Raw genomic sequence first — 13,265 nt, 5'->3', positions numbered from 1 at the left:
CTGTCCCCCGCTCAACGCGTCAACACGAGGCCGGCATCGAGCGGCCAGGTGAGCCACACCATGTCGCCGAATGTGATCGGCCGGTCGACGAGGCGGGAGACGTTGGCCTGCGCCGCACGCACCACTCGGCCATCCGCGAGCCTGACGAGAAAAACCGAGAAGTCGCCGAGATAACCGATGTCCCAGACTTCGCCGTAAACCGCATTGGCCGAGATATCGGCCGGCTGATCGGCCGAGATACGCACCTTTTCCGGCCGCACCGCGAAAGCGACCTTGTCGCCCTTCACCGCCTGGCATTCCTGCTCGACGGAGACGGCGATCCCGTCGCAGTCGATCCTGACCGAGCCGGGCATGCCGAGGGCGCTGTCCGTCGAGGTGACCGTGCCTTCGAGGATATTGATGTCGCCGATGAAATCCGCAACGTAGCGGCTGTTCGGCGCTTCGTAGATCTCGGCCGGCGTTGCCACCTGCATGATCAGGCCCTTGTCCATGACCGCGATACGATCGGACACGGTCATCGCCTCTTCCTGGTCGTGGGTGACGATCAGGAAGGTGAGGCCGAGCTTGGTCTGCAGGTCCATCAGCTCGAACTGCGTCTCTTCGCGCAGCTTCTTGTCGAGCGCACCGAGCGGTTCGTCGAGCAGCAGCACCTTGGGGCGCTTGGCGAGAGACCGGGCGAGCGCGACGCGCTGGCGCTGACCGCCGGAAAGCTGGTTCGGCTTGCGTTTGGCGAACTGCTCCAGCTTGACGAGCTTCAGCATCTCCTCGACACGGGCGGCGACCTCACCCTTCGGAAGATTGTCCTGCTCCAGGCCGAAGGCGACATTCTTTTCGACCGTCATATGCGGGAAGAGCGCGTAGGACTGGAACATCATGTTGGTGGGCCGGCGATAGGGTGGCACGCCGGAAATATCCTTGCCCTGCAGCAGGATTCGGCCTTCGGTCGGCTCCTCGAAGCCGGCGAGCATGCGCATCAGCGTCGTCTTGCCGCAACCGGACGGCCCGAGCAGCGAGAAGAACTCCCGCTCGTAGATATCGAGCGTCAGGTTATCCACGGCGGTGAAGGTGCCGAACCGCTTGGTGATGTTTTCGAAACGGATGAACGGAACCGCTGAAGGATCAGCCCAGGGAGAAAATTTGCGTTTAACCGGCCCAAGAGATTTCGCCATGCCTTACCCCATTTCGCCCCGATGGCCGCCCGAAAGTAATCGGGGCAGACGTTTCCGCCTGCCCCGCCCTTGATCAGCTACCGGTCTTGATCTGCGTCCAGACCCGGTTCAGGACCCGCTGCTCGCGCGGCCCGTATGGCGAAATGGTGAAGAGCTTCTTGACGACGTCTTCCGGTGGATAGGCGGAGGGATTTTCCAAGACTTCCTTGTCGATGAACTTCTGCGAAGCCAGGTTGCCATTGGCGTATTGAACGAAGTTGGAAGCCTTGGCGATGACTTCCGGCTTCATCAGGTAGTTGATGAAGGCATGCGCCTCATCGACATGCTTCGCGTCCGCGGGGATCGCGAGGTTGTCGAACCACATATACGTGCCTTCCTTGGGAATGACGAACCGGATCTTGACGCCGTTCTTGGCTTCCTCGGCGCGGGTCTTGGCCTGCAACACGTCGCCCGACCAGCCGATGGTGATGCAGCTGTCGCCATTGGCGAGTTCATCGATATAGGCCGACGAATTGAAGGTCTTCACCGACTTGCGAATTTTCGAGTAGACGGCGCCGCCGGCTTCGAGGTCCTTGGTGTCCTTGCTGTCGGGGTTCTTGCCGAGATAGTTCAGCGCGATCGCAAAAGTCTCGTCGGATGCATCGAGGATGTTGATGCCGCAGGACTTCAGTTTTGCGGCGTTTTCCGGCTTGAAGAGAACATTCCAGCTGTCGATCGGCACGTCGCCGAGTGCGGCCTTCACCTTGTCGACGTTATAGCCGATGCCGGTGGTGCCCCACATGTAGTTGACGGCATACAGATTGCCGGGATCGTATTTCGCCAGCCGCTCGGTAACCACCGGCCACATGTTGGAAAGATTAGGCAGTTTCGACTTGTCGAGCTTCTGGAACACCTTGGCCTGGATCTGACGGGCCAGGAACGGGCCGGTCGGCACGACGACATCGTAACCGGAGCCGCCAGCCAGAAGCTTGGTCTCCAGCATCTCGTTGTTGTCGAACACGTCGTAGATGACCTTGATGCCGGTCTCCTTGGTGAAATCCCCCAGGATCGATTCATCGATATAGTCCGACCAGTTGTAGACGCGGACTTCACGCTCCTGGGCCAGAGCAGCCGTCGCGGCGAAAGCCGCCGCGGCAACTGCGGCGGCAAGGCTGAGCAAATGACTTTTCATGATCTCTCCTGTTCCAGTTTTGTCTGCGCAATCGTCAAATCGCGCCTAATTCCCTTATATTTTTTCGCGAGAGTAAAAAGTAATTTTACACCCCACAAGGGGGAATGTGCGCCGCCGCAAAACTCATTGAAAATCGAAGGCACTGAGACCGGTCACCATCTCATCCAGACCGAGCGGTCTCGTGACCGGAGGCTCGGCGCGGGAGAGGCAACCCTGCCTTTCGCAGAGCCGGCAGGCGGTGCCGGCAAGCACCGTTCCGACGGCCCCCGGCAGTGCCTCGCCATAGACGGTGTCGCCGCCGCTCGACAGATCGCAGCCGAGAAGAATTGCCGTACGGCGGATACGCTCGCCGAATCCCGCCTGCGGGCCTTCGAGCGTGCGCGACACCGTTAGGAATGCGGCGCCATCCGGCATCTCGACCCGATCGACGAGAACCTGCCCCGGCTGAAGGAAGGCGGCATGAAGGCCGAGCTTCGGACAGAGCCCGCCGAAACGTGCTTGCGGGAACCCCTGCGCACCGGCACGGCGGATGGCGTTACCGGCGTGATCGACTTCCATCAGGAAAAACGGAATGCCCGGCGTGCCGGTCCGGGCAAGCGACGTGAGCCGGTTGGCGGCCTGCTCGAACGACACGTCGAAACGGGAGCGCAATACGTCGAGGTCGTATCGGGCACGCTGGGCCGCCGTGAAAAAAGCCCCATAAGGCATCATCAGCGCATGGGCGGCATAACGGGCGAGCTCGAAGCGGCCGATGCGACGCGCCTCGTTGGTGGAAAGTTTTAGATCATCGAGTTCGGCGGCGATCTCCTGGCCCAATGCAAGCAGCGCCACTTCCATGGCAAGCTCGCGCGTCCGGTCGAAGGGCGAGAGCCGTTCTGACAGAAACAGCCGCATGGAATGGCGGTCGTACCGCCGGCGCAGGTTCGGCATGGCATGAACCGGCAGCGTACGCACCACGATGCCGTGCTCGTTCTTCGCCCAGGCCTTCAAGGCGCCAGGCAGTTCGTCGCCGGTCCCGAGCCTAGCCATGAAAGTTTCGGCCGCATCCTCGACACGCGCGAAAAAGTTGGGGCGACGCTGCAGCGTCTCGCGCACCTCGTCGATCGGCAGGCGCGTGCCGGCGATCGAGGTCTCGTGACCCTCGCGGGCCAGCAGATCGGAAAGATCCGAAAGCCGGGCCGCTTGCTCGCGATAAGCGCGATAGAGCTTCATCAGCCCCAGCGCCGCGTTGGGGGCAGCTTCCGCCACCTCGATGATTTCCTGATCCCCCGGGATCTCGCCCGCCAGCAGCGGATCGGCGAACACCTCGCGCAGCCGCCCCGCAAGGCCGCCACCTTCCCCCTGCAGCGTATCGAGATCGACCTTGTAGACCGAGGCAAGCTTCAAGAGGAGCTGGACCGTGAGCGGCCGCTGGTTGCGCTCGATGAGGTTGAGATAGGAGGGCGAAATGCCTAGCGCTTCGGCCATGGCCGTCTGGGTGAGCCCAAGCCCCAATCGCACCCGCCGTACCCGCGGGCCGGCAAAAATCTTTCGCTCCGTCACTTTTGTCACCGCTTTTACAAAATCGGCCAGCCCGCCGCATTTACCATTGTGACATCTTCACAGAACCCTTTGTGAAAGACAAGACAACCTAACCCCTTTCATACCCGCATTTTTGTATCTTTTCTGGCAGTGCAGCATTCTTTTCTGTAAATTCAGTCACATCAAAAGCGCCATATCTTGGCTCGCCGATTTACATAGGAGGAAAGCAATGACAGATTTTTACACGCTGGTTCCAGGCGCTCAAAAAGGGCGTTTCGAGGGTGTCGAACGCCCTTACTCCGCCGAGGACGTGAAGCGGCTGCGCGGTTCGGCCGAGATCCGTTATTCGCTTGCCGAGATGGGCGCCAACCGGCTGTGGTCGCTGCTGCACCGCGAAGACTTCGTCAACGCGCTCGGCGCGATGACCGGCAACCAGGCCATGCAGCAGGTCCGCGCCGGGCTGAAGGCAATCTACCTCTCCGGGTGGCAGGTCGCGGCCGATGCCAATACCGCATCCGCCATGTATCCGGACCAGTCGCTCTATCCGGCCAATGCGGCACCGGAACTGGCGCGGCGCATCAACCGCACCCTGCAACGTGCCGACCAGATTGAGACCGCCGAAGGCAAGGGTCTTTCGGTCGAGACCTGGTTCGCGCCGATCGTTGCGGATGCGGAAGCTGGGTTCGGCGGGCCGCTCAACGCCTTCGAGATCATGAAGGCATTCATCGAGGCGGGCGCCGCCGGCGTCCATTACGAAGACCAGCTCGCATCGGAAAAGAAGTGCGGCCATCTCGGCGGCAAGGTGCTGATCCCGACCGCCGCACATATTCGCAACCTGACGGCCGCGCGGCTTGCCGCCGACGTCATGGGCACGCCGACGCTGGTCATCGCCCGCACCGATGCAGAAGCGGCCAAGCTGCTCACCTCGGATATCGACGAGCGCGACCAGCCCTTCGTCGACTACGATGCCGGCCGGACAGTGGAGGGCTTCTACCAGGTCACGAACGGGCTCGAACCCTGCATCGCCCGCGCCGTCGCCTATGCGCCCTATTGCGATCTCATCTGGTGCGAAACCTCGAAGCCGGATCTCGAACAGGCCCGTCGGTTTGCGGAAGGGGTCCACAAGGCGCATCCCGGCAAGATGCTCGCCTATAACTGCTCGCCGTCGTTCAACTGGAAAAAGAACCTCGACGACGCGACGATCGCCAAGTTCCAGCGGGAACTGGGTGCGATGGGCTACAAGTTCCAGTTCATCACGCTCGCCGGTTTCCACCAGCTGAATTTTGGCATGTTCGAGCTCGCCCGTGGCTACAAGGACCGCCAGATGGCCGCCTATTCGGAGCTGCAGGAGGCGGAATTCGCCGCCGAGATCAACGGTTATACCGCCACCAAACATCAGCGCGAGGTCGGCACCGGCTATTTCGACGCCGTCTCCGTCGCCATCACCGGCGGACTTTCGTCCACCACCGCAATGAAGGAATCCACGGAACACGACCAATTCCGGCCGGCTGCGGAATAAGCCTGAACCCCATCACAAGGAGGAGAACCGACATGAACATCCAGACCCACGTCAAGGAACGCGCAGAAGAGCAGTCGACGGCGATGACGCCCGACCAGCAGGCAGCAATCCGCACGCTTGCCAACGATCTGCACCGCCTCAACCATGCAATCATGAAGGCGGTCGAGGCCGGGGTTTCGGTGGAGCTCGTCCGTTCCGCCCGGCACCATGGCGGCGGCGGTCATTGGGGCGACCTGATGATCCCGGTCGTCGTCACCAACCGGATGCAGTGATCGAAAGACAGGTTTAAGGCTGGCGGCCTGCGAAAAGCGGGCCGTGGCCGCGGACGAACTTCACCATCCGATCGACCACCGCGCGGATATCCCGGCGGTGGCGATCGTCGTTGTTCATGACGATCCACTGATTGTGGCGCAGGCTTTCGATCTCTCCTCCGACGCGCTCCAGCCGCATGTCCTGATCGCCGACGAAACAGGGCAGGACCGCGGTCCCGGCGCCGCCAAGTGCCAGATCACGCAGAGAACGCGGGCGGTTGACGGTGACGACCACCTGACCTCCCCGTTCCTGATGCGGCCAGCGCAAATAGGCGGAAATCGCGTCCTCCTCCGAGACCGCAAGCCAGCGTTCGGCAGCCGAGGGATGGGCGTTGCGGGCCCGATAGGCCGCATAGGCGACTTCCCCGAGCCTGGTCGCCGCGAGGTTCGGCTCGTCCGGTTCGAACGCGCGGATGCCGATATCGCTTTCCCGATGCACAAGGCTCGCTCGTCGCTCGGCGACATAGAAATCGAGGCGGAAGTCATCGCGCTCAGTGCGGATAAGCGAGAGATTGCGGGTGAACATCCAGGCAAGCCAGGTGCCGCAGGCGACCCGCACCAGTGTCGAACCGGCGCCTTCCCGTTTCCAGCTCTCGATGCGGCGGGCGGCGCCTTCCATCTCCAGAATCTGGGCAAGCAACGCAGACCCGTCGGCGGTCAGCTGATAGCCGGTACGGCTGCGTAAAAACAACGGCCGCCCGACTGCCTCTTCCAGATCGAGCATCCTCCGGCCGATCGTCGCGGGGCTCAATCCGGTGATGCCGGCAGCACCGGACAGGCCGCCAAGCCGGGCGACCTGCATGAAAAGCTCGTAGGCATCCCAGTTGATGTTTTTCATGAGTGAAAGACATAGCGGGAAATCGGCGGTACAAGAAGCAGTTTTTGAGGTTTAATAGAGGAGACGATTTCCACAAACGGAGCAATTCCGATGCATGAGAACATCGTCGCAGCCGCCTTTTCCTATCCCTTCGGAACAAAGTCCATCCGTCGTGACGTAGCCGCGGAAAACGATTTTTATGAACGTTACGCCCAGCCCTATCCGAGCTGGTTCGCCAGCCTGCTGCGGTTCAGGAGCAGACGTAAAGGCGGCGTCACCCCTACTTTGACATCCGCAAATATTACGCAGCGCGAGAGTAACGGGAACGACTGCTCGTATCGATGCGGAACTGCTCTACCAGTTCAAGCAGGGCATCCGCTTCGCTTGCAAGGCGTCGGCTCGCTTCCGTGGTTTCGCCGACCATCGCGCCGTTCTGCTGGGTCATCTGGTCCATGCGGTTGACGGAGTTGTTGATGTCCTGCAATGCGGCCGACTGATCCTGGCTGGCGGTCGCGATCATTTCCACGTGCTGGCTGACGCCGGTGATCTGCTGGCTGATCGCCGCCAGCACTTCGCCCGCCTCCTGCACCAGGCCGGCACCGGAGCCGACCTCCCGGCTCGACTGGGTGATCAGGTCCTTGATTTCCTTGGCGGCACTGGCGGAACGTTGCGCCAGTTCGCGAACTTCCTGCGCCACGACGGCAAAACCCTTGCCGGCCTCGCCGGCACGGGCCGCCTCGATGCCGGCATTGAGCGCCAGCAGGTTGGTCTGGAAAGCGATGTCGTCGATCACCTCGATGATCAACTCGATCTTTCCCGAAGCCTCCTCGATGCGTCCCATGGCGCCGACCGCATTGCTCACCACCGTGCCGGAACTGTCGGCACTTTTCTTGGTGAGCGAAACGGCGCGGTTGGCCTCGTGGGCGCGTTCGGCCGAAGAACGGACCGTTGCGGTGATCTCATCAACGGCGGCGGCCGTCTCTTCGAGGGAAGCTGCCTGGGTTTCGGTGCGTCGCGAAAGCTCTTCCGAGGAATGGCTGAGATCGGCACTGCTCTTCTGGATGGAGAGCGTGCTTTGGCGGATGTGAGAAAGCGTATCGCGCAGCCGGATGATAGAGCCATTGAAGTCGGTGCGAAGTTGTTCCAGCCGACCGGAGAACTGCGTCTCGATCGTGCTCGACAGATCGCCATCAGCCAGGCGGGCCAAAGCCGCACCCAATTCGCTGACTGCCGTGTCGATTTGACGGTCGACACGTTGTTTTTCGGCATCGTTGCGGCGGCGTTCGGCCTCCGCTTCGGCGCGATCCTCGGCACTGCGGCTTTCCATCTGTCGCTTCTCACGCGCCGCTTCCCGGAAGACTTCCAAGGCGCGGGCGATATTGCCGAATTCGTTGCGGCGTTCAGCATAGGGTATTTCGGTGGCGTCATTGCCTTGGGCAAGCGCATGCACGGTGCCAGTCAGCACGCCGAGCGGCCGGAGCAGCATGCGAAGGGCGAACAGGCTTGCAATGCCGACGACGAGGAGAGCGGCGAGCGACGTGCCGATGACGACATAGCCCGCGGTAGCGATATGGGCGAAATAGACTTCCATCGGAATGCCGATGAAAAGCAGACCGGTGACGCCGTTCGAAGCATTGGTGATCGGGAAATAACCCGTCATGAAATCCTTGCCGAACAACACTGCGGGACCGAAATAGGCCTCTCCGCGCACCAGAAACGGCTGCGCCGGGTGCTCTGCGGCAAGCTTGGTCCCGACCGCCCGCTCGCCCTTTTCCGTCTTCACATTGGTCGATATCCGGACATAGTCGGTGCCCTTCTTTTCAAACAGGGTCGCGACGCCGCCGATGGCTGTTGCCGTGCGATCGACCATGTCATGATCTTTCACCGTCCCCTCGCCTTGGCTGACACGGATGACCGCGCCGTCGCGGATCTCGCTTTTGGCGCCATCCAGCTCAAGATCGTAAAGCAGGCTCATGGTGCGTATCGCCTTGCGCGCATCTCCCCTCGCCGTATCCATGATATCGCCGCGCAGGTAGGCATAGGTGAGACCGCCAACGGCCATCACCGCGAGGAAGATCATCAAGAGGCAGAGAAGAACGATCCGCGATACCACGGATGACGGCAGGATTTTGATCATAAAAGGCCAGCTTCCCCACAAAACTATGAACTGACCGAATATCGCTGGCGGAAGTGAAAAATTACTAAATTTGAATGTATTGAATTAAAGAGGCCGCCGAGGTGCGGAGCTGACGCAAACCGTAGGTCGGAAATGCGCAAAACAAGACGCCAGCGCTCGCGAGCGTGGCTTAAGACCGCCGCCATTCAGGCGCGCGATAAGATCGAAGAGCGGAAGCTCTTAGAAGAAAAGCGTCGGAAGCGCGAGGAGCGCGGCCGTTGCACCGATGGCGATCGCGAGAAAACGCAGGCGAATGAGCTTCTGGTTATCCTGAACCTTAGCGATTGCGATTGCGCGGGCACGGCTGGGTCTCTGCATGGAAACGGCACTCCAAGGCAAGTTGCTCTGGCGCTCCAGCCGCCACCGGCAGGAAGCGCATGCCTGCCTTAAACCACAGGAATTGGCTGGCATTAAGGCAGGATGGGGCGCTCACATTAACAACTGCTGAATCAACTTATACTACAATGCGTCCCCACAAACATGGCCCGAAGCCCAGGCCCATTGGAAATTGTAACCGCCGAGCCAGCCGGTCACATCCACGCATTCGCCGATGAAATAAAGGCCGGATACCGCCTTTGCCTGCATCGTCTTCGAGTCCAGTTCGGACGTATCGATGCCACCGAGCGTCACCTCGGCCGTCCGGTAACCTTCCGAGCCGGCGGGTCGGATGGGCCAGGTCTGGATCGAGGCGGCCAGGCCCTCGATCGCCTTGTCGGGCAGATCGGCGAGGTGGGCTGTCAGGCCGCGCGCCTCGACGAAGAACTGCGCCAGCCGTTTCGGCAGCACCTCCGCCAGCACCGTCTGCGCCGCCTGGCGACCGTTGGCCTTGCGGGCTGTCTTGAGCATCGCTGCGATATCAAGATCGGGCTCGATGATCAGCGTCACATCATCCCCTTCGCGCCAATAGGACGAGATCTGCAGGATGGACGGACCGCTCAAACCCCGGTGGGTGAAGAGCAGTGCCTCGCGAAACGCTGTCCTGCCGTGACGGACCTCGGCCGGCACCGAGATGCCGGAAAGCGGCGAGAGCTTTTCGAGCAGGTTCGGGTCGAGCGTCAGGGGCACGAGCGCCGGCCGCGTCTCGACGATCTTCAGGCCAAACTGCCGGGCGATATCGTAGGCAAAACCGGTGGCGCCCATCTTGGGGATCGACTTGCCGCCGGTCGCAACCACCAGGGATGCCGCCTCCACCGGTCCATCGGAGGTGCCGATGCGGAAACCTTCTGGCGTCTTCTCGATCGACGTGACCTGCTTCTGCAGTTCAAGCACCACATTCGCCGCCTTCATCTCGGACAGCAGCATGCGGATAATGTCCTTGGCGCTGTCGTCGCAGAAGAGCTGGCCGAGCGTCTTTTCGTGCCAAGGAATGCCGTGGCGTTCGACCATGTCCAGAAAATCGCGCGGCGTGTAACGCGCCAGCGCCGACTTGGCGAAATGCGGATTGGCGGAGAGATAGTTTTTCGCGCTTGCATGGATATTGGTGAAGTTGCAGCGTCCGCCGCCGGAAATGCGGATCTTTTCGCCCGGCGCCTTGGCGTGGTCTAGCACGAGCACCGAACGGCCGCGCCCGCCTGCGCGGACGGCGCACATCATGCCAGCCCCGCCGGCGCCCAAAACCACCACATCGAATTTCCGCGTCACCGCATGCTCCCTGTTTCGATATCTGCTGTTTTCGATCGGCAACTCAAAGTCAATGGCGTCTCCCCCTCGCCATTCGTCAATCCGTGGTTATGATGGAACATCCGATCAACCTCACCCCGATGTGTCATGCCGCGCAAAAAAAACGCTCCCGCCCTCGCAACCGGCACCGTGGCGAAAGCCGCGACCGCCCAGCCGACGCTCACTTCGCTCAGAGGGGTCGGGGACTGGCGGGAGGCCGCCGCGTGGCTTCGGGCACGGGGGATAGAGGATATCGAGTGCATCACGCCCGATCTCGCCGGCGTGCCGCGCGGCAAGATGATGCCGTCCTCGAAGTTCACCTCGAATACCTCGCTCGCGCTGCCGTCGGCCCTCTACCGGCACACCATTTCCGGCGAATACCCGGAAGAGACCGGCACCTTCCGCTACGAGCCGCGCGACAGCGATTTGAAGCTGGTGCCGGATCTTTCGACGCTTTCGGTTGTACCCTGGGAAACCGACCCGACCGCACAGGTGATCTGCGACATCGTCGATACCGAAGGCAAGGCGGTTCCCTATACGCCGCGCAACGTGCTGAAGAACATCCTCAAACTCTATGAGGAGCGGGGCTGGAAACCGGTCGTGGCGCCGGAAATCGAATTTTATCTCGTCGCCAAGAACGACGACCCGGACTATCCGCTGCATCCGCCGAAAGGCCGGTCCGGCCGTTCCATCCTCGGCGGCCAGGGTTATTCGATCGCCGGCATCAACGAATTCGACGAGCTGATCGACGACATCTACCATTTCTCGGAAAAGCAGGGCCTCGAGATCGATACGCTGATCCACGAGGAAGGCCCGGCGCAGCTCGAAATCAACCTGCGCCATGGCGATCCTATCGAACTCGCCGACCAGGTGTTCATGTTCAAGCGCACCATCCGCGAGGCGGCCATGAAACACGGCATCTACGCCACGTTCATGGCCAAGCCGATGCAGGGCCAGGCGGGTTCGGCAATGCACATCCACCAGTCGGTGGTCGACATCAAGACCGGCAAGAACGTCTTCTCGAACCCGGATGGCTCCGCTTCGAAGGAATTTTTCCACTTCATCGGCGGCATGCAGACCTATGTGCCGAAGACGCTCGCCATGATGGCGCCCTATGTGAACTCCTACCGCCGCCTGACGCCCGACATGTCGGCGCCGGTCAACAATGCCTGGGGTTACGACAACCGGACCACGGCCTTCCGCGTGCCGGTCTCGGATGCGAATGCCCGCCGCGTGGAAAACCGCCTGCCAAGCTCGGACGCCAATCCCTATCTGGCGCTTGCGGCCTCACTCGGCTGCGGCCTGCTCGGCATCATGAACGCGATCGAGCCGGGACCGCCGACCGAGGATACAGCCAACGAGGGGTCGATCGAACTGCCGCGCGGCCTGCTCGAAGCCGTGTCGCTGCTCGAATCCGATCCGGCGCTTGCCAGCGTCTTCAGCTCGGAATTCATCGGCCTCTATGCGGGCGTCAAGCGCGGCGAATTCGAGACCTTCATGCAGGTTATCAGCCCCTGGGAGCGGGAATTCCTGCTTCTCAACGTGTGAGGGCTGCTCCTTGGATGCATGGCAGAGCCCGATCGCACCGGGGATTTCCTGGTATCAGGCAACAGTCCGCGAGCGGCCGACCTATCCGGCGCTCGACGGATCGAAGACGGTCGATGTGGCGGTCATCGGCGGCGGCTATACCGGCCTGCAGGCAGCCTATAATCTGGCAGAAGCCGGCATCTCCGTCGCACTGATCGAGGCCAGCCGGTTCGGCGACGGCGCCTCCGGCCGCAATGGCGGGCAGATGGGAACCGGACAGCGCTGGTGGCCGGAGGATCTTGAAAAGGAGATCGGCTACGAGCGCTCCAGGGCGCTGTTCGACATGGCCGAAAACGCCAAGCGGCATCTCCTCGACTTTGCCGATATCCACGGCATCGACATGGAGTACATGCCGGGACAGATGAACGTTTCCCACAAACGGGGCCACGAGAAGGACTATCGGGCGACCGCCGAGATCGCAGCGGAGCGTTACGGGTATCCGCACATCTCCTTCATGGATGGCCAGGGGACCGCCGAGCGGCTCGGCACGAAAGATTATTATTGCGGGGTGCGCGACACCGGCACCGGCCATATCCATCCGTTGAAGCTGCTGGTCGGGCTCGCCCGCGTTGCACAGGCGGCCGGTGCACAGATTTTCGAGATGACCCGCGCGACGGGCATCGAGAAAACGAGAAACGGACCGGGCGGCAAGATCCTGGTCCGGACGGCCAAGGGCACGCTGACTGCCGACCGGGTGCTGATCGCCACCAATGCCTATATCGGCGATCTCGAACCGGTTACATCAGCGCATATCATGCCGATCGGCTCCTTCATCGCCGCGACCGCGCCGCTCGACGCTTTTCCGGGCGTCCTCCCCGGTGGCGAGGCCGTTGCTGATTCGCGGTTCGTGGTGCGCTATTTCCGCAAGAGCCGGGACAACCGGCTGCTATTCGGCGGTCGCGAGGTCTATACCTCAAGCAATCCGGCGGACACTGCGACCGCCATCCGCAGGCAGATCGTCGACACCTACCCGGCGCTGAAGGACGTTGAAATCACCCATGCCTGGGGCGGAAATGTCGGCATCACCATGCCGCGCCAGCCTTTCGTGCGCGAAGTCATGCCCGGCGTCACCTCGATCGGCGGTTATTCCGGCCATGGTGTGATGCTGTCAAACTATTGTGGCAAACTTTATGCTGATATGGTCGGCGGCAAGGCGACGGATCTCGACCACCTCGCCGCACTCAAAATTCCCGCCTTCCCAGGCGGGCGTCACATGCGGACCCCACTGCTTTTCCTCGCCCTCACGTGGTTTGCGCTGCGCGACAGGCTCTGACAAGAGGGGTCCGCAACACACTTCGGAAGCCAATTCGGGCTAGCGTTTTTAAATCGATTAGA

11 protein-coding genes are annotated in these 13,265 nt (G+C 61.6%); 4 read left to right on the top strand and 7 right to left on the bottom strand.

Going from position 1 to position 13,265, the window contains the following annotated elements:
- Positions 1-11: 11 nt before the first annotated feature.
- The 3 genes from AC1D3C_RS17200 to AC1D3C_RS17190 form a co-directional block, all read right to left on the bottom strand.
- Positions 12-1,169 carry an ABC transporter ATP-binding protein gene (locus AC1D3C_RS17200; protein WP_477483732.1) on the bottom strand — a complete coding sequence of 386 codons (1,158 nt, stop codon included), beginning with the start codon at positions 1,167-1,169 and terminating at the stop codon, positions 12-14.
- A 73-nt stretch (positions 1,170-1,242) separates the two neighbouring features.
- On the bottom strand, positions 1,243-2,340 hold the full coding sequence (locus AC1D3C_RS17195; protein ID WP_038539870.1) for a polyamine ABC transporter substrate-binding protein: 1,098 nt from the start codon (positions 2,338-2,340) through the stop codon (positions 1,243-1,245).
- Positions 2,341-2,463: 123 nt separating this feature from the next.
- Positions 2,464-3,882: a helix-turn-helix domain-containing protein gene (locus AC1D3C_RS17190; protein WP_477483731.1), complete on the bottom strand. Its 1,419-nt coding sequence runs from the start codon at positions 3,880-3,882 to the stop codon at positions 2,464-2,466.
- A gap of 208 nt (positions 3,883-4,090) precedes the next feature.
- Between AC1D3C_RS17190 and aceA the strand changes: the two genes are divergently transcribed.
- Complete coding sequence (gene aceA, locus AC1D3C_RS17185; RefSeq protein ID WP_247033487.1) at positions 4,091-5,380, top strand: isocitrate lyase; 1,290 nt, start codon at positions 4,091-4,093, stop codon at positions 5,378-5,380.
- A 32-nt stretch (positions 5,381-5,412) separates the two neighbouring features.
- Entirely contained in the window at positions 5,413-5,652 is a 240-nt protein-coding gene (locus AC1D3C_RS17180; RefSeq protein ID WP_038539861.1) for an SMc00767 family acetate metabolism repressor, read from the top strand.
- Positions 5,653-5,665: 13 nt separating this feature from the next.
- Here AC1D3C_RS17180 and AC1D3C_RS17175 read toward each other — a convergent pair whose 3' ends face one another.
- The 4 genes from AC1D3C_RS17175 to AC1D3C_RS17160 all read right to left on the bottom strand — a co-directional run bounded on the left by AC1D3C_RS17175 (position 5,666) and on the right by AC1D3C_RS17160 (position 10,325).
- Positions 5,666-6,529, bottom strand: a complete 864-nt coding sequence (locus AC1D3C_RS17175; protein ID WP_247033486.1) for a LysR family transcriptional regulator — start codon at positions 6,527-6,529, stop codon at positions 5,666-5,668.
- A 280-nt stretch (positions 6,530-6,809) separates the two neighbouring features.
- On the bottom strand, positions 6,810-8,645 hold the full coding sequence (locus AC1D3C_RS17170; RefSeq protein ID WP_477483730.1) for a methyl-accepting chemotaxis protein: 1,836 nt from the start codon (positions 8,643-8,645) through the stop codon (positions 6,810-6,812).
- Positions 8,646-8,864: 219 nt separating this feature from the next.
- Positions 8,865-9,002 (bottom strand): hypothetical protein, encoded by a 138-nt coding sequence (locus AC1D3C_RS17165; protein WP_247033482.1) that lies wholly within the window; start codon positions 9,000-9,002, stop codon positions 8,865-8,867.
- A gap of 141 nt (positions 9,003-9,143) precedes the next feature.
- On the bottom strand, positions 9,144-10,325 hold the full coding sequence (locus AC1D3C_RS17160) for a BaiN/RdsA family NAD(P)/FAD-dependent oxidoreductase (protein WP_477483729.1): 1,182 nt from the start codon (positions 10,323-10,325) through the stop codon (positions 9,144-9,146).
- A 126-nt stretch (positions 10,326-10,451) separates the two neighbouring features.
- On the opposite strand from AC1D3C_RS17160, the gene AC1D3C_RS17155 reads away from it, so the two are divergent.
- Both AC1D3C_RS17155 and AC1D3C_RS17150 read left to right on the top strand, forming a co-directional pair.
- Positions 10,452-11,891, top strand: a complete 1,440-nt coding sequence (locus AC1D3C_RS17155; protein WP_038539852.1) for a glutamine synthetase family protein — start codon at positions 10,452-10,454, stop codon at positions 11,889-11,891.
- Positions 11,892-11,901: 10 nt separating this feature from the next.
- On the top strand, positions 11,902-13,203 hold the full coding sequence (locus AC1D3C_RS17150) for an NAD(P)/FAD-dependent oxidoreductase (RefSeq protein WP_477483728.1): 1,302 nt from the start codon (positions 11,902-11,904) through the stop codon (positions 13,201-13,203).
- Positions 13,204-13,265: the final 62 nt, after the last annotated feature.

The organism is Neorhizobium sp. P1_A6 (assembly GCF_056406795.1).
The sequence above is the reverse complement of the archived record's forward strand: the minus strand, read 5'-3'. Positions and strand labels throughout refer to the sequence as shown.

Excerpts from the sequence above, each read along its gene's own strand:
- AC1D3C_RS17200 (WP_477483732.1), bottom strand. The coding sequence starts at position 1,169 with ATGGCGAAATCTCTTGGGCCGGTTAAACGCAAATTTTCTCCCTGGGCT.
- AC1D3C_RS17170 (WP_477483730.1), bottom strand. The coding sequence starts at position 8,645 with ATGATCAAAATCCTGCCGTCATCCGTGGTATCGCGGATCGTTCTTCTC.
- aceA (WP_247033487.1), top strand. The coding sequence starts at position 4,091 with ATGACAGATTTTTACACGCTGGTTCCAGGCGCTCAAAAAGGGCGTTTC.
- AC1D3C_RS17175 (WP_247033486.1), bottom strand. The coding sequence starts at position 6,529 with ATGAAAAACATCAACTGGGATGCCTACGAGCTTTTCATGCAGGTCGCC.
- AC1D3C_RS17180 (WP_038539861.1), top strand. The coding sequence starts at position 5,413 with ATGAACATCCAGACCCACGTCAAGGAACGCGCAGAAGAGCAGTCGACG.
- AC1D3C_RS17195 (WP_038539870.1), bottom strand. The coding sequence starts at position 2,340 with ATGAAAAGTCATTTGCTCAGCCTTGCCGCCGCAGTTGCCGCGGCGGCT.
- AC1D3C_RS17165 (WP_247033482.1), bottom strand. The coding sequence starts at position 9,002 with ATGCAGAGACCCAGCCGTGCCCGCGCAATCGCAATCGCTAAGGTTCAG.
- AC1D3C_RS17155 (WP_038539852.1), top strand. The coding sequence starts at position 10,452 with ATGCCGCGCAAAAAAAACGCTCCCGCCCTCGCAACCGGCACCGTGGCG.